At 47.9% G+C, this 19,899-nt stretch carries 14 protein-coding genes, 4 tRNA genes and 3 pseudogenes; 20 read left to right on the plus strand and 1 reads right to left on the minus strand.

Annotated elements, in window-relative coordinates:
• The first annotated feature begins 106 nt into the window (after positions 1-106).
• Positions 107-3,010: a hypothetical protein gene (locus tag DW085_RS06390; RefSeq protein ID WP_118491883.1), complete on the plus strand. Its 2,904-nt coding sequence runs from the start codon at positions 107-109 to the stop codon at positions 3,008-3,010.
• A gap of 144 nt (positions 3,011-3,154) precedes the next feature.
• On the opposite strand, the gene DW085_RS06395 is transcribed toward DW085_RS06390, so the two are convergent.
• Positions 3,155-3,979, minus strand: a complete 825-nt coding sequence (locus tag DW085_RS06395; protein ID WP_118491885.1) for an EFR1 family ferrodoxin — start codon at positions 3,977-3,979, stop codon at positions 3,155-3,157.
• Positions 3,980-4,300: 321 nt separating this feature from the next.
• Here DW085_RS06395 and DW085_RS06400 point away from each other — a divergent pair.
• The 19 genes and pseudogenes from DW085_RS06400 to hgdC form a co-directional block, all read left to right on the plus strand.
• Positions 4,301-5,275: pseudogene (locus DW085_RS06400) on the plus strand (FAD-binding protein); the annotation flags it as partial.
• A 204-nt stretch (positions 5,276-5,479) separates the two neighbouring features.
• Positions 5,480-6,331: a carboxylating nicotinate-nucleotide diphosphorylase gene (gene nadC, locus DW085_RS06405; RefSeq protein WP_118524040.1), complete on the plus strand. Its 852-nt coding sequence runs from the start codon at positions 5,480-5,482 to the stop codon at positions 6,329-6,331.
• Between the two features lie 47 nt (positions 6,332-6,378).
• On the plus strand, positions 6,379-6,918 hold the full coding sequence (locus DW085_RS06410; RefSeq protein ID WP_347474997.1) for a transcription repressor NadR: 540 nt from the start codon (positions 6,379-6,381) through the stop codon (positions 6,916-6,918).
• Between the two features lie 187 nt (positions 6,919-7,105).
• Positions 7,106-7,179, plus strand: a tRNA-Arg gene (locus DW085_RS06415).
• Between the two features lie 27 nt (positions 7,180-7,206).
• Positions 7,207-7,280: transfer RNA gene (locus tag DW085_RS06420), tRNA-His, on the plus strand.
• A gap of 25 nt (positions 7,281-7,305) precedes the next feature.
• A tRNA-Gln gene (locus DW085_RS06425) sits at positions 7,306-7,374 on the plus strand.
• A gap of 11 nt (positions 7,375-7,385) precedes the next feature.
• Positions 7,386-7,458, plus strand: a tRNA-Lys gene (locus tag DW085_RS06430).
• A 138-nt stretch (positions 7,459-7,596) separates the two neighbouring features.
• Positions 7,597-8,400 carry a YitT family protein gene (locus DW085_RS06435; protein WP_347474998.1) on the plus strand — a complete coding sequence of 268 codons (804 nt, stop codon included), beginning with the start codon at positions 7,597-7,599 and terminating at the stop codon, positions 8,398-8,400.
• Between the two features lie 266 nt (positions 8,401-8,666).
• Complete coding sequence (locus DW085_RS06440) at positions 8,667-9,236, plus strand: DUF3793 family protein (protein WP_107000310.1); 570 nt, start codon at positions 8,667-8,669, stop codon at positions 9,234-9,236.
• Between the two features lie 41 nt (positions 9,237-9,277).
• Complete coding sequence (locus tag DW085_RS06445; RefSeq protein WP_022359957.1) at positions 9,278-9,706, plus strand: flavodoxin; 429 nt, start codon at positions 9,278-9,280, stop codon at positions 9,704-9,706.
• A 259-nt stretch (positions 9,707-9,965) separates the two neighbouring features.
• Positions 9,966-11,666 carry a glutamine--tRNA ligase/YqeY domain fusion protein gene (locus tag DW085_RS06450; protein ID WP_107000309.1) on the plus strand — a complete coding sequence of 567 codons (1,701 nt, stop codon included), beginning with the start codon at positions 9,966-9,968 and terminating at the stop codon, positions 11,664-11,666.
• 466 nt (positions 11,667-12,132) lie between these two features.
• Positions 12,133-12,429 carry an OadG family protein gene (locus DW085_RS06455; RefSeq protein WP_022359955.1) on the plus strand — a complete coding sequence of 99 codons (297 nt, stop codon included), beginning with the start codon at positions 12,133-12,135 and terminating at the stop codon, positions 12,427-12,429.
• Positions 12,430-12,475: 46 nt separating this feature from the next.
• The gene (locus DW085_RS06460) at positions 12,476-12,904 is read left to right on the plus strand and encodes an acetyl-CoA carboxylase biotin carboxyl carrier protein subunit (RefSeq protein WP_107000308.1); all 429 of its coding nucleotides are present in this window, start codon (positions 12,476-12,478) and stop codon (positions 12,902-12,904) included.
• Positions 12,905-13,087: 183 nt separating this feature from the next.
• A pseudogene (locus tag DW085_RS06465) lies at positions 13,088-13,533 on the plus strand (biotin/lipoyl-containing protein).
• 11 nt (positions 13,534-13,544) lie between these two features.
• Positions 13,545-14,684, plus strand: coding sequence for a sodium ion-translocating decarboxylase subunit beta (locus DW085_RS06470; RefSeq protein WP_117796388.1), 1,140 nt, complete (start codon positions 13,545-13,547; stop codon positions 14,682-14,684).
• Positions 14,685-14,825: 141 nt separating this feature from the next.
• Positions 14,826-15,926: a CoA-transferase gene (locus tag DW085_RS06475; RefSeq protein WP_022359951.1), complete on the plus strand. Its 1,101-nt coding sequence runs from the start codon at positions 14,826-14,828 to the stop codon at positions 15,924-15,926.
• Between the two features lie 21 nt (positions 15,927-15,947).
• Positions 15,948-16,757 carry a glutaconate CoA-transferase subunit B gene (gctB, locus tag DW085_RS06480; RefSeq protein WP_107000305.1) on the plus strand — a complete coding sequence of 270 codons (810 nt, stop codon included), beginning with the start codon at positions 15,948-15,950 and terminating at the stop codon, positions 16,755-16,757.
• 145 nt (positions 16,758-16,902) lie between these two features.
• A pseudogene (locus DW085_RS06485) lies at positions 16,903-18,668 on the plus strand (carboxyl transferase domain-containing protein).
• 436 nt (positions 18,669-19,104) lie between these two features.
• Positions 19,105-19,899 (plus strand): (R)-2-hydroxyglutaryl-CoA dehydratase activase HgdC, encoded by a 795-nt coding sequence (gene hgdC / locus DW085_RS06490; protein WP_107000303.1) that lies wholly within the window; start codon positions 19,105-19,107, stop codon positions 19,897-19,899.

Consider the following 19,899-nt stretch of genomic DNA (forward strand, 5'->3'; position numbering starts at 1 on the left):
AGAAAGACATAACATGGAAACAGACCGGAAAGAAATGTTTATACGCTACTGCATCTGGAAATAGATCTATCAAGGGAGGTAAAGGGATGGAAGAGAGAAAAATCAGATGCGCCGTCCGATAGCAGTATTGCTGGCGCTGATGCTGTCGTTTAGTTCCTTCGGTACGGCGACTGCCTATGCGGATGATGCGGCAGTTGTCAAAGAAAGTGTGGACACAGCGGGAACGCAGGAGAAAGTCGATCTGGATAAGTGGATGGAGAAAGAAGTATTTGGTACTGGAAAACAGGCAGAGAATATTGCTGGGAAAGATACTGTTGGAGTGCAGGATGGTTCTACGGTAGCGGATGTTTCTGGAGATGAGGGCTCAGATGGAGCTGGTGAAGGAAATGAAGCCGGAACTGTGGGTTCTGTGAATGAAAATGGAAACAGCCAGACAGGGGAAGAAAACGGTCAGAATCCGTCGGGTGAACAGACGGATAATCCATACGATTCGATCGAACGCCCATCTCAGTCTGACACGGTAGAAATTATTCCGGGTGCGCCGTCCGACTCGAAAAAGAACGAATCGGATGCCAATTCCGGTACAGGCTCTGCAGGTTCGGCGTCGGGAGCAGCCGGAGATTCTAATTCTCAGAATGGACAGGAAAATGTGGATAATTCCGGAAACCAGACGGGCGGCAGCCAGGAGACAGAGGTAAAACCTGTTTTACCGGAAGAGAAGGATTATGAATATTTTTATGATAAAGAAACTGGAAAATTTAAGGTAACCTTTAATATCAAAGAAGATGCCAAGGGTGACCAGACGATTGAGCTGAGCAAGGTGATGGAAGAGATCAATGCGGCTGGAAAGAAGCAGTTTGAACAGTGGTTCCAGACTAAAGAAGGTGCGAACGAGCTGGAAAATGCACAGTATTACGGACAAAATACGATCCGTCAGGTTTTCAATGGAGTTGAATATAGCTATAATATAAAAAATGGAACAGTCTGTCCGTATGAGGAACCGGGATGTACAATGGTATTTGATGTTTATATTACCAACGGTTCCAAACATACATATGTGTATAAAAATAACAGCTTTATCGTATCGACACCGGACATGAGCAATCAGGATCAGACAGGAGTCGTTGGATTTGACGGACAGGAACTGCCGGATGATTATACGAAGGGATTTCTTTCTCCCAAGTATGATATAAAGAATTCCAGCACAACAGGAGTTATTGAAAATCTGATTGATGAGGCATTGAAAGACACGCAGTCTCAGCGCCAGTACGGAATTGATAAGGACGGAAATTTAACGACGTCCTATATCAAATTAACGAAAAACGATATTAATGTTGGAGATCCGGTTTATAAGATTGGAAAAAAATATTATCTGTATTCAGAAAAATATGATTGCTATTATTGCGATTTTAATAGTGCACAGGTGGAAGAACAACCAAAAGGTTCTGGAAAGTATGTTGTAAAATCAATTCCGTCCGGCGGAAAAAGCAATTCTGCGATCAAGGCAGATGGAAGTAAATATTATGCTCCGTGGGTGCGTGGCGGTGAGATTGATGCAATCCGGGCATCAAAATATAAAATTCAGGATGCCTTGAATCAATATCTTTCTAAAAATAACACGACACTAGAAAAAGAAGTTCTTAAATACTACAACGAAAGAGGGGGAACTTCCTACACGACGATCGAGGAACTGCTTTCCAAGAATGAAGCAGCGGCAAATGAACTAACACGAGCGGGGGAGACCGGAAATTCTTCCTTGGTTTCTCTGGATCCTATGCTGATTCACTCCAGCAGTCAGTATGATAATTTTTATCAGAATATTTTCAGCTTCAATGTCGGCAGCCAGGAGGATATGAAAAAATTCCTGGAAAATGAAAATCTGGGTCACGGTCATGGTCATGGAAATTGGGCGACGGATGGGTGTGAGATGACGATCGGCGATTACATGGCGGATAAGTTAAATGAAACGGATGGTGCATGGGATAAGGCAAATGCCTATTTTAACGCATTGCTAAAGTCCGGTTTGATGGCGGAAGAAGCTACCTGGGTTGCATTTACCATGGCAACCAATATCGATGGCGAACGTTCAGATAACAATTATCAGAATACCGCCTGGAACTGGTACAGTTCCATGGTTCTCAAACAGCAGGATGGCACCTTCAACCTGACCAAGGTAGATACGGATGGCAGCCAGCTCGGAGATGACGAGGGCGAGGGGCAGACTTCGTTCTATCTCTGGTATATAGACAGCAAGACGGAGACAGATGAACAGGGAAATCAGAAGACAACGGATGTGACAAAATACTGTGTTTATGTGGATCCGGTCTACGAAACGGTAGAAAATGAAGATGGGACGAAAAGCCAGAAACTGGTAAAAGATGGATATTATGGCTGGGTTGAGTACGATCCGGACAACAAAGAGTTAAATTATACCGTCTCGACGACCAACGGAACCCTGAATATTGATTATGCACTTTTAGAGGGAGTGGTCTATTACCTTCAGGAAAAGGCGGCGCCAGATGGATATAAGGTGGATTCCAATATTTATGTGATCTGCGATGAAGAATCGTATCAGCAGATGACAGCCGAAAAAGGGATAAGCAGTGTGATTAACCCGGCCACCGGCGTGGAGAGTGCTGTGGTTTATATGGGCGCAATCAAAGGCGGCGAAACTCTGAAAGTAAACTTTGTCAACGGAAAGACAGCTCCGAAGCCAGATCCAACCCCGGATCATGGGGGTGGCGGAAGCCACGGCGGTCATGGAGGCGGCGGTTCCACTTCTGGAGGAAAGAAGACAGCTTCTGCGGGACCGGGGACAGTCACCGAAGAACCGGTGCTTCCGGAACAGCCGGCGGAAGTGTCGATTGAAAACATTCCTGCACAGGGACTTCCGAAGACAGGAGAGGACGGAGTAAACACATCGGCTCTGATGCTGACACTCGGACTGATCGCATCTGCTTATGTATGGATGAGCGGCAGACGGGAGGAAGAAGAGAACCGTAAAAACTAAAAGAAAACGGTGATGATAAAGACGCAGAAACGTTGTAAACAGGTATAAATCGAACAGATATAAATCAAACGGCAGCTGCTAAACAGGTGGATACAGTAAGTATCTCTTCCTGTTTGGCAGTTGCCGTTTGTCAAAATATGTTTTTTAAATAAAATACTCCGCCTCACTCCTGCGTGTATAGTTCTGCTCCAGCATCGCGACGTGGGACAGAAAAGCCTCGTTGTCGAAGTATTTCGCGCCAGCCGGGCAGATCTTGATGCACGCCTGACATTTAATGCAGATACCGGTGCAGGTGTCCGGTGCATCTGCCGGGATAGAGCCCATCGGACAGACCGTTGCACAGATGCCGCAGCCGGTACATTTTTCCGGATCGGTGACTGGTTTGGCTTTCAGGAAGACAGCCGGTTTTCCGTCGGTGCCGAGCGGGGTGTAATATGGTCCGACCGGATCATCGCCGCGCACGGCAATCGGAGCCGGGATTTCGGTCAGGGAAGCGATCTTTTCGGCTGCTTTGATGCCGAATGCATGGATCTGTGTGAGATCATCTGCATCTGGACGTCCGGTTGCCAGCTTGTCGCTGAATACGTGCTCGGTCGGGATACCGGCACCTGCGATGGTGTGGAAGCCGTGCGCCTCTAATTCATTGCGAAGCTCGATGAGCCCATTGTCGAAGTTGCGGTTTCCGAAGACAGCCACCGGAATGGCGAGCGCGCCATTTCCCTCAAAATGGGTCTGTACAAATGGGAGCATCTTGTTCGGGATGCGTCCCGCGTAGACCGGGGTGCCGATGACGAGCAGATCGTCTGCCCCGTATATATGAACTTTTTCGCGGCTTTCCGGCAGCGTGAAATCATAGGAATCCATCGGGACGCCGAGTGTGTCCGCGATCGCCTGTGCCAGCGTGGTAACAACCTTTTTCGCGTTGCCGGTCGGGCTGAAATAGACTGCGTGTACGTGATTGATTTTCATGAAAATACCTTCTCTTCGTATGCTTAAATTTAATTCGGTAAAATACCTTATTATAGTAGGTATTTTAATGGATTTATGGTGGGCTGTCAATGAAACATGAGTTTTTGCAGAATTACCAAAATATCATTACATATGTCTTGTCACATGAAATAATATGTGCTATACTGGTGCGGATGCACAAATGAAGTTTTGGATTGAAAGAGAACTCTGTTTGCGATAGGAGCATAGAGTGGCAGATAGTATTCTGCGATTTGAAGGCTGAACTATCTGCAGGATAAAAAGATAAGTGCAAACGTATGGTATAGAAAGGAAGGCAACAAAATGGTCCGGGAGGAAAATTATGATGTGGTCATCGTCGGGTGTGGCGTAGGCGGTCTGTACACCGCTTTAAACCTGCCGTCGGAAGACCGGATCTTAATGATTTGCAAGGAAGATATAGAGAGCTGTGATTCCATGCTGGCGCAGGGAGGTATCTGCGTGCTGCGGGATGAGACAGATTATGATGCGTATTTTGAGGACACGATGCGCGCGGGACACTACGAGAACCGCAAGGAGAGTGTGGATATCATGATCCGCTCCAGCCGGGATGTGATAAATAATCTGCTGAAATTAGGCGTAGGGTTTGACAAAAATCCAGATGGCAGTTTAAAATATACAAAGGAGGGCGCGCATTCGCAGCCGCGTATCTGTTTCCATGAGGACATCACGGGAAAAGAGATCACGACGACCCTGCAGACGCGTGTAAAAGAACTTCCGAATGTAGAAATCCGGGAATATACTGTTATGACGGATATTTTGGTAGAAAAGGGCATCTGCACCGGTATTCTGGCAAAGAATGCAGACGGCGATATTTTAAAGATTCATGCGAAAGACACGGTTCTGGCGACCGGCGGTATCGGTGGGCTTTACAAGCATTCGACGAACTTCCCGAGCCTGACAGGTGATGGGCTGGATGTGGCAAAGAAACACGGCGTGCGTCTGGAACATCTCGATTATGTCCAGATTCATCCGACCAGCCTGTACAGCAAGAAGCCGGGACGCAGCTTCCTGATTTCAGAATCGACCCGCGGCGAGGGAGCAGTTCTGTTAAATGGAAAGGGCGAGCGCTTTGTCGATGAGCTTCTGCCGCGTGATGTGGTGACGCAGGCGATCGAGAAGGAGATGGAAAAAGAGGGCAGCGATCATGTATGGCTGTCGTTTAAGGCAGTTCCGGAGGAGACGATCCGGAACCATTTTCCGCACATTTATGAGGAGTGCTTAAAAGAGGGCTACGATATCACGAAGGAACCGGCTCCGGTCGTACCGGCGCAGCATTATTTTATGGGCGGTATCTATGTCGATCATTTCTCCGAGACGACGATGGACACCTGTATGCGGTTGGTGAGACGAGCTGCAACGGCGTACACGGAAAGAACCGGCTTGCCAGCAACAGTCTGCTGGAAAGCCTTGTATTTGCAGAGAGAGCGGCAGGCAAGATCGCCGGACGGGAGGACGAAGAGTATGAATCCAATTACGATGCAGCTTGTTGCGGATGAGTATATCCGCATGGCGTTAAAGGAAGATATTAACAGTGAGGACGTTTCGACGAACGCGGTCATGCCGGAATACCGTAAGGGCGAGGTACAACTCTTAGCCAAGGCAGACGGTATTATCGCCGGTTTACAGGTGTTTGAACGCGTGTTTAAACTTCTGGACGAGGCGACCGAGACAAAATTTGAGGTAAAAGACGGGGATACCGTCACAAAAGGGCAGTTTTTAGGTGTGATCACCGGCGACATCCGGGTGCTTCTTTCTGGCGAGCGGACGGCGCTCAACTATTTACAGCGGATGAGCGGCATTGCGACCTATACGAACCAGGTGGCGAAGCTCTTAGAAGGAACGAAGACGACGCTTTTAGATACGCGCAAGACGACCCCGTGTATGCGTATATTTGAAAAATATGCGGTCAAGGTTGGCGGCGGCAGCAACCACCGTTACAACTTATCGGACGGCGTGATGCTCAAGGATAACCATATCGACGCAGCCGGCGGAGTTAAGGCGGCGGTTGAGGCGGCGAAGAAATATGCCCCATTTGTCCGCAAGATCGAGGTGGAGACGGAAAATCTCGATATGGTGCGCGAGGCAGTGGAAGCGGGCGCTGATATTATCATGCTGGACAATATGACCCCGGACGAGATGGCGGAGGCGATCCGCATCATCGACGGACGCGCCGAGACGGAGTGTTCCGGAAATATGACGAAGGAAAATATCGCAACGATCACGAAATTAGGCGTAGATTATGTGTCCAGCGGCGCGCTGACGCACTCGGCACCAATTCTGGATCTGAGCCTCAAACATCTGCGGGCATTATAAAAATTTAAAAACTAAGAAAGGACAGGGAAAACAGGATGGAAACAACGATGACAGGAGTACAGCGGAGAAAGAAAATACTGGAAATGCTGGGACAGTCATCCACACCGCTTTCCGGCGGGGCGCTGGGGCGGGCAGTCGGCGTGAGCCGTCAGGTGGTGGTGCAGGATATCGCGCTTCTGCGTACCGAGGGACACCCTGTCCTTGCGACTGCCCGCGGTTATTTGCTGGAGGTGCCGCACCAGACGGAACGCCTTTTTAAAATGTGCCATACGACCGAGCAGACGCGCGAAGAGCTGAATACGATTGTTGATCTGGGCGGCGAGGTGCTGGATGTCATGGTCAACCACCGCATCTATGGAAAGGTATCGGCGCCGTTAAATATCCGCAGCCGCCGCGATGTTGAGGCATTTGTGGAAAATATCCGGACTGGGCGTTCCACGCCGCTTTTAAACGTGACATCGGGCTATCATTTCCATCACGTGGCTGCCGATCAGGAGGAGATTCTCGACGAGATCGAGGCAGCGCTGCGGGAAAAGGGATTTCTGGCGGACTTCCTGTCATACGAGCAGGAAGAGGTGGAAAAATAGGGGGAAAGTCAAAAGAAATGAATTTTTGAAATTATTTTAAAAAATATGAAATTTCCTGTTGACATTCTTTTTCAAATGTTATATACTATCTTTGCTGTCGATGAGACAGATAAGCAGTTGGCTGAGAGGTCAGGTGCGGGAATGGTTACAGTGCCGGATAAAACGGTCAGAATCGCAAAATGAATATGAGTCTGTAGCTCAGCTGGATAGAGCAACGGCCTTCTAAGCCGTGGGTCGGGGGTTCGAATCCCTTCAGGCTCGTCGAATCTGTTTCGACAGATTCCTATGGTGGATATAGCGCAGTTGGTTAGCGCGCCAGATTGTGGCTCTGGAGGCCTAGGGTTCGAATCCCTATATCCACCTTCCTTTTAAAAGGATCTTTTGCTGATGGCTATCGCCAAGCGGTAAGGCACAGGACTTTGACTCCTGCATTCGTTGGTCCGAATCCAACTAGCCCAGTTAAATATGGGGTATTAGCTCAGTCGGTAGAGCACTTGACTTTTAATCAAGTTGTCCGGGGTTCGAATCCCCGATGCCTCATTACGAAGACACATTGCAGACGCGATGTGTCTTTTTGTGTAATGGGAAATCCCTTGGAAGTCTCTATTACACAAAAAGGCGCTAACGTGCCAATGATGCGCGCTCGCGCGAAATTGTAATATGAGGAGGTTTTAAGTTATGGCAAAAAAGTCCATGCGCGTAATCGGGGAGTACACAATGATCACAGCGGCGACCTTTGTCGTGGCGGCAGCCGTCTATTTCTTTCTGATTCCGAGCGGTGTATCGGTGGGAAGTATTTCCGGTCTGGCGATGCTTTTGGGAAATGTGATACCGCTGCCGATTTCAGTGCTGACCTTTATTTTAAATGCGGCGCTTCTGGTGGTGGGCTTTCTCTTTATCGGACGCGAGTTCGGCGTCAAGACGGTGTATACGTCACTGATTCTGCCGGTTTTTCTGTGGGTGTTTGAGCAGGTTTTTCCGGATTTTGTGTCGATCAACCAGGATGCGATGATGGATACGGTCTGCTATATCTTTGTTGTCAGCGTTGGTCTGGCTCTTTTGTTCCGGATGAATGCCTCGTCGGGCGGTCTGGACATCGTGGCAAAGCTCTTAAACAAATATTTCCATATGGAGCTGGGAAAAGCGATGGCGCTTCCAGGCATGTGTGTGGCGCTCTCATCCGTGTTTTTCAGCGATAAAAAACTGGTGGTGCTGGGCATTCTGGGCACATACTTAAACGGAATTGTGTTGGATCGTTTTATTTTCGGTCTGAATCTGAAAAAGAGAGTTTGCATTATCTCGGAAAAAGAAGAAGAGATACGCCAGTTTATCCTGCATACGCTTCATAGCGGCGCGACGATCTATCAGGGATTCGGCGCGTTTGACAATGAGCCGAAGACGGAAATTATCACGATCGTAGATAAAAACGAATATGCACAGCTCATGCCGTATATATTAAAAACAGATCCGAGGCATTTGTGACGGTGTATGCGGTGAATGAGATTATTTATCGTCCCAAAAGATAGAAAATGATGTTACTGATAAAAAAACTCAGTAAGCAAAAATGAACAAAATTTGCTTGACGTGGTAAGTGATTCATGATATAGTCTCATTGAAGTTAGATAAGACTAACCTACGAAAAGGAAAATAGAAGGCGGAAAAAGCCTTTTATTTTTTAAAAGATAGTTAGCTATATCTAACTAAAGATAGATATAGCTAACTAAGAGAAGCAGTCAGGAGGCAGAAAGATGGAACGGTTGTTTGAAGAAGTATTCGTAGAGGTGTGTGCGCCGACTCTTCGTGGCATCAAACCGTCGAACTTGTTCCGTTATCAGCCGCAGAACCGTGATAAACTCCTGGAAGCGCTTGATTTCTGGAACCGGGAACTGGAACCGTCGGGGCTTCAGGTGCGGGCGCTTAAAGAGTGCAGCCGGACGGGCGCGTTTCTGATTCTGGTGTACCGCGAGGAATGGCTTCGCTTTATTCTGGGTAAAATATCTGTACAGCACTTTTTAAAAAAGTCTGGTTACCAGATGCAGAAGACTGTCGATGGCTTTTTGAAGCAGCTTTCCAACCGGCTTTGTCTGGAACATGATTTTCCACATGAGATTGGCATTTTCCTGGGGTATCCGCTTGAGGATGTTGTTGGATTCATTGAAAATCAGGGAAAAAATTATACCTGCAGCGGTTACTGGAAGACGTATGGCGACCCGCAGGAAGCAAAACGGCGGTTTGATTCATACCGGGAATGCACGGAAGTGTGCCGGGAGAAATACCGTCAGGGGACACCGATTATTCAGCTTGTAAAAGCCGCATAATAAATCTAAGTAAGTAAATTATTCACAAGGAGGAAATAAAAATGAGCAAGGTAGCAATTGTATACTGGAGCGGAACGGGAAACACAGAGGCTATGGCAAATTACGTAGCAGAGGGCGTTAAGAAAGCGGGTGGCGAGGCTGATTTATTTACTTCCGCAGAGTTTGGCGCTGACAAAGCTGGCGAGTATGACAGAATCGCATTTGGCTGCCCGTCTATGGGGGCTGAACAGTTAGAGGAGTCTGAGTTCCAGCCGATGTTCGACGAGGTTAGCCCGGTTCTCTCTGGCAAAAAGATTGCATTATTCGGTTCTTACGGATGGGGCGACGGCGAGTGGATGCGTACCTGGGAGAGCGACTGCATGACCCTGGGCGTAACCATGGCTTGCGAGCCGGTAATCTGCAACGCAACGCCGGACGAGGCAGCAGGTGCTGAGTGCGAGGCACTGGGCGAGGCTCTTGCAAACGCATAAGTAAAATCGCATAAAAACACATATATAATAAGAAGAAGTACAATTACCTGCGAACGCAGGACATCTTAAATTGCCATAATAAAGATGCTTAAAAATTGAAAATCAGAAAAGGAAGTGTCCTCCCGCGGCGCTTCCTTTTTTGTGGGCAAATATCCCCTTTTCGAAAACTCCAAAATGTGATATGATAAAAAATAAAACTGTTTGATTTGACTCAAACAACAGTATCAATTTACGAAAAGAAACAACGGAGGGAATGTATATGGAAGAAAATAAAAAACCATTGGCAGAGGGAGAGGAGAAGGAAGAGGCTGTCTCCAAGAACTTTATCGAGCGCGAGATTGACAAAGATCTGGCAGAGGGCGTTTACGATCATGTCCAGACGAGATTTCCTCCGGAACCGAACGGATATCTTCATATTGGACACGCTAAATCGATTATTCTGAACTCTGGACTGGCAAAAGAATACAACGGAAAATTCAATCTCCGTTTTGATGACACCAACCCGACGAAGGAGAAGACGGAGTTTGTTGAGTCGATCATCGAGGATGTAAAATGGCTGGGCGCTGATTTTGAGGACCGCCTGTTTTTTGCATCCAACTATTTCCAGCAGATGTATGAGTGTGCAGTTCTTCTTATTAAAAAGGGAAAAGCATTCGTCTGCGATCTGACAGCTGATCAGATCCGCGAGTACCGCGGTGATTTTAACAATCCTGGTAAGGAAAGCCCATACCGCAACCGCAGCATCGAGGAGAACTTACAGCTCTTTGAGGAGATGAAAGAAGGCAAATATGCGGATGGCGAAAAGGTACTGCGTGCGAAAATTGATATGGCATCCCCGAACATCAATATGCGTGATCCGGTTATTTATCGTGTAGCCCATATGCATCATCACAACACCGGGGACAAATGGTGCATTTACCCGATGTACGATTTCGCTCATCCGATTGAGGATGCGATTGAGCACATCACGCATTCGATTTGTACGCTGGAATTTGAGGATCACAGACCGCTCTATGACTGGGTCGTAAGAGAGTGCGAGTTTGAGAACCCGCCGCGCCAGATTGAGTTTGCGAAGATGTATCTGACCAACGTCATTACCGGAAAACGTTATATCAAGAAACTGGTAGAAGATAAGATTGTAGATGGCTGGGATGATCCGCGTCTGGTAACCATCGCAGCGCTGCGCCGCAGAGGTTACACGCCGGAATCCATCCGCCGCTTTGTAGAGCTGGCAGGTGTCTCCAAAGCAGATAATTCCATCGACAGTGCAATGTTAGAGTACTGCCTGCGCGAGGATCTGAAATTAAAGAAGTCCCGTGTGATGGCAATTCTTGACCCGGTCAAGCTTGTTATCGACAACTATCCGGAAGGACAGATCGAGGAGCTGGATGCACCAAACAATATGGAGAACGAGGAACTTGGTTCCAGAAAGATTCCATTCGGCAGAGAACTTTACATCGAACGCGAGGACTTTATGGAAGAACCACCGAAGAAATACTTCCGTCTCTTCCCGGGCAATGAGGTCCGCCTGATGAACGCGTACTTTGTTACCTGCACCGGATGCGAGAAAGATGCAGACGGCAATGTAACGGTTGTTCACTGTACCTACGATCCGGAGACGAAGAGTGGTTCCGGCTTCAATGCAAGAAAGGTAAAAGGTACGATTCACTGGGTAGCAGCACAGACTGCACTGAAAGCAGAAGTACGTCTCTATGAGAATCTGGTAGACGAGGAAAAGGGCAAACTCAATGCAGATGGAACGCTGAACTTAAATCCGAACTCCCTGCGCGTTCTGAAAGAGTGTTACTTAGAGCCGGGTCTGAAAGAGGCAAAAGCATTTGAGAGCTTTCAGTTCGTCCGCAATGGATACTTCTGCGTGGACTGCCGCGACAGCGAGCCGGGCAAACCGGTTTTCAACCGGATTGTTTCGCTGAAGAGCTCTTTCAAGCTTCCGAAATAAATCGAGAACAACTCTTGAAAATGTATAAAAAAATACAGAAAAAAGCGGCTTTGTTCTGATGAAAAAAGGAGAGAACGGGACTTTCAGAATACATTTTAGAATATGAGCAAAATGCTTGAGAGGTCTTGGCGATTCTTCCGGGGGTTATTAAGAAAAATGTAGAAAAATGTAGTAATAACCTATAAAAAGCAGGTTGTTTTTGCTAATAAAACACCCTGCTTTTTGTGCATAATTTATGAAAGGCTTGGTTGACAATCAGGGGGGTTACTGTTATAATTTAAGTAAAGTGAGCTGATCATGTCAATCTGTGGCTTCACTTGTTACAGTTAAGGGGAAAAGCCCCTTATAAATTGCTTTCAAAAATGGAATGCATTCCACAATACGGAATCTTACTGGTGGAATTTTATAAGTATAATTTTTCACAAAGAAAGCAGAACCTAAAATAAATAAGGAGGTGCAATGCACAATGTGGACTGAACCAACTATGCCTTTCGGGCAGTCAGTTATCGTTTCTCTGCTGGGTCTTTCGGTAGTTTTCCTGGCTCTGATCTGTCTGGCTCTGGCAATTATGGTAATTTCCAAGATTCTCCGCTCCGTTGTTTCTGATGGTGCTAAGGCCCCGGCCGCAGCACAGAAAGCAGCACCGGCTGTGTCGGATGAAGCTGATAAGGAATTACTTGCCGTGCTGATGGCAACGATCGGGGATGACCTCGGATTGCCGACAGACAAGTTTAAGATCTTGAGCGTGACAGAAGTTAAGTAATGAGAAACAGGAATGAAAGGAAATCGAAAGGAAGGTTAGAGCAGTTATGAAGTATACGGCTACCCTCAATGGAAAACAGTACGAAGTAGAACTTGAAAGAATCGATGCATACGAGCCAATGCCGCGTTACGGCGAGGCTCCGGCAGCAGCACCGGCTCCAGTAGCAGCACCGGCAGCACCGGCAGCTCCAGCACCGGCGCCTGCACCAGCAGCACCGGCTCCTGCACCAGCAGCAGCTCCGGCGGCAGCACCGGCAGCAGGTGCAACTACCGTAGAGGCTCCGATGCCAGGTAAAATCCTGAACATCAAAGTATCTGCAGGACAGGCAGTTAAGTTTGGTGAGACCGTCATCGTGATGGAAGCTATGAAGATGGAAACTGAAATCGTTGCTCCGGCAGACGGTACAGTAGCACAGATTCTTGTCAAAGCAGGCGACGCCGTTGACACAGGTGCAGCACTGGTTACCCTGAACTAATAGACGATACTATGATAAATAGCAACTGTTTACAAAAAGGAATTTTCGGAACTGAAAATTCTGTATGATACAGTTCAGGCAACAGATTTTGCCGATTTGGAATACAAAGCATCGGCAAAATCCCATTACTGGGCACACATGTGTGAACAGTAATGATAAACATTCGAAAGGACGTAAAGAATTATGAAATATGTTGCTACGATCAATGGAAAGAAATACGAAGTTGAAGTAGAAAAATTAGAAGCTTACAAATCTCTGGATCGTAATGGTGTAGCAGCTCCGGCAGCTCCGGTTCTTCCGGCATCCGCACCGGTACAGAGACCGGCAGCACCGGCTCCGGCTCCAGTTGCAGCAGCACCGGCTCCAGCTCCGGCACCGGCAGCAGCTCCGGCTCCGAAGGCAGCAGCTCCGGCGGGCGCAACTACCGTAGAAGCTCCAATGCCAGGTAAAATCCTGAACATCAAGGTATCTGAAGGACAGGCAGTTAAATTTGGCGAAGTAGTAGTTATTATGGAAGCATGAAAATGGAGACTGAGATCGTTGCTCCGGCAGACGGTACAGTCAGCAAGATCCTTGTTAAGGCTGGCGATTCTGTTGATACAGGAGCTGCTCTGGTTGCTCTGAACTAGGAGGTTAGGTAATGAACTTTTTTGAAATATTAAAAGAGCTTCTTGCACAGTCGGGTTTCGCAGCATTGACCTGGAGAAGCTGTGTAATGATTCTCATTGCTTTTGTATTATTATACCTGGCAATTAAAAAGCAGTTCGAGCCGCTTCTTCTGCTTCCGATTGCATTTGGTATGTTCCTGGCAAACCTGCCGTTGGCTGACCTGATGAAGGAAAGCGAGCCGTGGTATACCGCAGGTGTTCTGCGTATCATCTACGGCGGTGTTAAGTCCAGTTTGTTCCCGTGTCTGATCTTCATGGCAGTAGGTGCCATGACAGACTTTGGTCCACTGATTGCAAACCCGGTGAGCCTTCTGCTTGGTGCAGCTGCTCAGTTCGGTATCTACATTGCATTCATGCTGGCTAACGCAACTGGTCTGTTTACAGTAGGTGAGGCAGCTGCTATCGGTATCATCGGTGGTGCAGACGGTCCGACCGCTATCTATGTAGCTAACAACCTGGCACCGGATCTGGTTGCTCCGATCGCCGTTGCCGCTTACTCCTACATGGCGCTGATTCCGCTGATTCAGCCGCCGATCATGAAGCTTCTTACCACTAAGAAAGAGCGTTCCATCGTTATGAAGCAGCTCCGTAAGGTAAGCAAGGTTGAGAAGATCGTATTCCCGGTATTCGTAGTACTGTTCTGCTCCCTGCTTCTTCCGTCCGTAGCTCCGCTGCTTGGTATGCTGATGCTTGGTAACCTGCTTCGTGAATCTGGTGTTACAGAGCGTCTTTCTGATACAGCTCAGAACGCACTGTGCAACATCGTAACTATCATGCTTGGTACTACCGTAGGTGCGACCGCAAACGGCGAGATCTTCCTGCGTGTTCAGACCATCGCTATCGTTTGCATGGGTCTTCTTGCATTCGCATTCGCTACCATCGGAGGTGTTCTCCTTGGTAAGGTGCTGTGCGCTGTAACCGGCGGCAAGATCAACCCGTTAATCGGTTCCGCTGGTGTATCTGCTGTACCGATGGCTGCCCGCGTTTCTCAGACAGTTGGTGCAAAAGAGAATCCGACCAACTTCCTTCTGATGCACGCTATGGGACCAAACGTAGCAGGTGTTATCGGTTCTGCCGTAGCAGCAGGTTTCTTCATGCTGATTTTCGGTTAATCGAATATTGATTTTTGGCTGTTGCAGCCGGGATCTGGCTGCATCTGGCCTGCGAAAGACCGCAGCGCCGGAAGTACCGGATCCCGTTTTTACTTATTTATATAGGTAGTTATAGAAAATTTTTTTAAAGGAGGCTTTATTGTGGCTAATAAAGTAATGTCTTTACACGATGCCGTAGAAAAGTATGTATGTGACAACGATGTACTTTGTCTCGGCGGATTTACAACAAACCGTAAACCGTATGCAGCAGTTTACGAGATCCTTCGTCAGGGTAAAACTGGTTTTGTAGGCTGGTCTGGCCCGGCAGGTGGTGACTGGGATGCGTTAATCGGTGAGGGCCGTGTGAGAGCCTACATCAACTGCTATACTGCAAACTCTGGTTACACCAACGTAGCTCGTCGTTTCCGTGCAGCTATCGAGAAGGGTGAGCTTACATATGAGGATTATTCTCAGGACGTTCTGATGCTTCAGCTTCATGCTGCATCTCTGGGTCTTCCGTACCTGCCGGTACGTATGATGCAGGGCTCCGGACTTGTTAAGTTCTGGGGTATCAGCGAAGAGAAGAGAAGAACCATGGAAGGTGTTGACAACCTGAAATGCGTAGAGATCGAGAACCCGCTTGAGCCAGGCGAGAAGCTGCTGGCTGTTCCGGTTCCGAAGCTTGACTGCGCTATCATCCATGTTCAGCAGGCATCTCCGGATGGAACCTGTATCATCGATGGTGATGAGTTCCATGACGTAGATATCGCTGTAGCTGCAAAACGTTGTATCGTTACCTGCGAGGAGATCGTAAGTGATGAGTATATCCGTCGTGACCCAACCAAGACAAGAATCTTTGGTGAGTGTGTAGACGCCGTTGTTCGTGCACCGTACGGTGCTTGGCCGGCACAGTGCTACGGCTATTATGATGATGATGATAAGGGCTTGAAAGAGTACGACAAGGCTTCCAAGTACCTTGACGCTGAGGATGCTAAGGCACAGCTTCAGAAGGCTGCAGACAAAGCTGCTAAGGCTGCTGCTGCTAAGCCGGAAGATGAGAAGCTTGCAAAAGCTGCAGAAGTTGCTGCACAGGCTGCAAAAGATGCTGCTGACGGCACCAAGATTCCGGAGACCTTCAAGGATTACCTTCAGAAGTATGTATATGGATGCAAGGATCAGGATGATCTGCTCAACGTACTGGGCGGCGCTCGCCTCATGAACCTTAAGAATGAGCCGCATCTTGGCTATTCTACCAGACATTAATTGAGGGAGGGAAAATCTAAAATGGCTGATTATACAAAGTATACAAAGCAGGAAATGCAGGCTTACGCCATCGCAAAAAATATTAAAGAAAATCAGATCGTTATCGTTGGTACCGGTCTTCCGTTAATCGGTGCATCCCTGGCAAAACGTGTTGTTTGCCCGAGCTGCCATCCGATCGTAGAGAGTGGTCTTATGGATTGTTCTCCGATCGAGGTTCCGCGTTCTGTAGGTGACAACCGTTTCATGGCTCACTGTGCAGTACAGTGGCCAAACGTTCGTTTCGTAGGTTTCGAGGCTAATGAGTGGTTACATGATGCTGATCGTATGATCGCATTCATCGGTGGCGCTCAGATCGACCCGTACGGAAACGTTAACTCTACCTGTATCTTTGGTAAGGGTGATTATGTTAAACCTACCACACGTTTCACCGGTTCTGGCGGTGCAAACGGAATCGCTACCTTCTGCAACACCATCATCATGATGCAGCATCAGAAGAGAAGATTCATGGAGCATGTTGACTACATCACAAGCTGTGGCTGGATGGACGGCCCTGGCGGACGTGAGAGAGCAGGTCTTCCGGGCAACCGTGGACCGCAGATGGTAGTTACCGATCTTGGTATCATGAAATTCGACGAAGAGACCAAGAGAATGTACCTGGCTTACTACTATCCATTCTCCTCTCCGGAAATGGTTCAGGAGAACACTGGTTTCGAGATCGATACCTCCAGAGCTCAGCTGATGGAAGGTCCGGATCCGGAGATCATCCGCGTTATTCGTGAAGAGATCGACCCAGGTCAGGCATTCATCAAAGTTCCGAAGGAGACTAAGTAATTAGCCTTCCATAGGGAATCAAGACAGATATCATTTCTGTCGATTAATTAGTTACTGATTGCAGGCGGGACAGGAGACGAACTGTCCCGCAAGCAATTCATTTATAACCATTTTTATTTTTTATTTTATAAGGAGAAAAGAAGACATGAATATGTATTCAATGCCAGGATATTTCCAGAATATGCCTACCGTTGGTAAAGCTCTGGTTAATCCGAATCCGGAAAACGAGCAGGAACTGAAGGCTGTTGAGAACGACATCCATGAGTCCATTAAGCAGGCTCTTGATGCTGGTATCACAACCGAAGAGAAGTTAAACGCACGTGGACAGCTTTCTGCTACACAGCGTATCAACGCCCTGATCGATCCAGGTACATGGTGCCCGTTAAACAGCCTTTACAATCCGGAAGACAACCGTTTCCAGACAACTAACGTTCTGAATGGTCTTGGCCGTGTAAATGGCAAATGGGTTTACATCATCGCTTCTGATAACAAGAAGATGGCTGGTGCTTGGGTTCCGGGACAGGCAGATAACCTGCTCCGCGCTGCAGATACCGCTAAGATGCTGCATCTGCCGTTAGTATACCTGTTAAACTGCTCAGGCGTTGAGTTCCCGAATCAGGACAAAGTATACCCGAACCGTCGTGGTGGTGGTACACCGTTCTTCCGCAACGCTGAGTTAAACCAGCTTGGTGTTCCGGTTATCGTAGGTATCTACGGAACCAACCCGGCAGGTGGTGGTTACCACAGCATTTCCCCGACTATCCTGATCGCTCATAAAGATGCGAACATGGCAGTTGGTGGCGCTGGTATCCTTTCCGGTATGAACCCGAAGGTTACATCGATGAGGAAGCAGCAGAGCAGATCGTTAACGCTCAGATCGAGAACAGCAAACATCACGTTCCGGCTCCGGGTTCCGTGCCGATCCACTATGATGAGACAGGATTCTTCCGTGAAGTTTACGAGGATGATTTAGGCGTTATCGAGGGAATCAAGAAGTACATCAACTACCTTCCGTGCTTCAACCTGGAGTTCTTCCGTGTTGACAGCCCGAAGGCTCCGCAGCTTCCGGCTGAGGATCTGTACAGCATCATCCCGATGAACCAGAAACGTCCGTACGACATCTACGATGTAATCGGCCGTCTGTTCGATAACAGTGAGTTCTTCGAGTACAAGAAAGGCTACGGTCCGGAGATCGTTGCTGGTCTTGCAAAAGTTAACGGCCTTCTGGTTGGTGTTATCGCTAACGTACAGGGCTTACTCATGAACTATCCGGAGTACAAACAGGGTTCTGTAGGTATCGGTGGTAAGCTGTACCGTCAGGGTCTGATTAAGATGAACGAGTTCGTTACTCTGTGTGCTCGTGATAAGACACCGGTTATCTGGCTGCAGGATACCACAGGTATCGATGTAGGCGATGACGCTGAGAAGGCAGAGCTGCTTGGTTTAGGTCAGTCCCTGATCTACTCTATCGAGAATGCTAAGCTTCCGTCTCTTGAGGTTACTCTTCGTAAGGCAAGTGCTGCTGCTCACTACGTTCTGGGTGGTCCGCAGGGCAACAACACCAACGTATTCTCTATCGGTACAGGTGCTTGCGAGTACTACGTAATGCCGGGTGAGACCGCTGCAAACGCTATGTACTCCAGAAAGCTTGTTAAAGCTAAAAAAGCTGGCGAGCCGCTTCAGCCGATCATCGACAAGATGAACGCTATGATCCAGATGTACACAGACAAATCTCGTCCGAAATACTGTACAAAACAGGGTATGGTTGATGAGATCGTAGATCTGACCGATCTTCGTCCGTACATCCAGGCATTTACCGAGGCTTATTATCAGAATGCTCAGGCTATCTGCCCGATGCATCAGATGCTGGCTCCGAGATCTACTCGTGAGTTCATCAACTACGGTAAATAATTATCAAATTAAAACGGCATTGTGATAGGTGCCGCTAAGATAACATTTTAAAAAGAGAAGGCGCGTAAGTACGCGGCTGACAGTGATAGTGTAAATAGTGATAAGTAACAAATTGATAGTGTGAATAGTGTGAGGCTCTGGCGAAGCGGCTTGTCTGTATGACTGTAAATGAACCGTTTTGCCGGATGCTTGCAGATAAATCGGGCAAAGGAACTGGAACCTTTGCTCGATTTATTGGTATACTCAGGCAGATAAGTAATAAGTAATAGTTTTGTTAAGAATTATTTTATAACATTTTCAAGATTTTACAGCGACTTTTAGTTGATTTTGTGGTATTATGATGGGTGGAGACGATGTGATAGCACGGATCTGCCAAAACATCGTTGAAACAAAAATCAGGCATAGAAAGTCAGTATTGAAAGGAAAAAGATACATCATGAGCGAAATTTTCACTTTAGGTATCGACGTAGGCTCTACAGCTTCCAAATGTATCATCCTGAAGGATGGCAAGGAGATCGTAGGTAAGTCTCTGATTGACGTTGGAGCAGGTACCAGCGGTCCAAGCCGTGCCATCGAGGCAGTTCTGGAAGATGCAGGCCTCAAGAAAGAAGATATGGCATTCACACTGGCTACCGGTTATGGACGTACATCTCTGATGGACGGAATTGCCGATAAGCAGATGAGTGAGCTGTCATGTCATGCAAAGGGCGCTTATTTCCTTTTCCCGAAGGTTCATACCGTAATTGACATCGGCGGTCAGGACGTGAAGGTTCTTCGCGTTGAGGACGGTGTCATGACAAACTTCCAGATGAACGATAAGTGTGCAGCCGGAACCGGAAGATTCCTGGATGTTATGGCTCGCGTTCTCGAAGTTGAGGTAAGTGATCTAGGCCGTCTTGGCGCTATGTCCAAGAAGCAGGTAGGAATCAGTTCCACCTGTACGGTTTTTGCAGAGAGTGAGGTTATAAGCCAGTTGTCGATGGGAACGGATAAATGTGATATCATTGCCGGTATTCATCGTTCAGTGGCTCATCGTGTCACGGGTCTTGCCCACCGAATCGGTGTAGTGCCGGATGTCGTTATGACAGGCGGTGTGGCTCAGAACCAGGGCGTAGTAGATGCGCTTGAGGCTGAGCTTGGCGTAAAGATTTGTACATCCCCGCTGACACAGTATAACGGCGCGCTTGGCGCAGCCCTGATGGCATATCAGGTAGCCAGCCGTCAGAAGTAA

It is taken from the genome of Clostridium sp. AF50-3, from assembly GCF_003477445.1.
Classification (GTDB): domain Bacteria; phylum Bacillota; class Clostridia; order Lachnospirales; family Lachnospiraceae; genus Otoolea; species Otoolea fessa.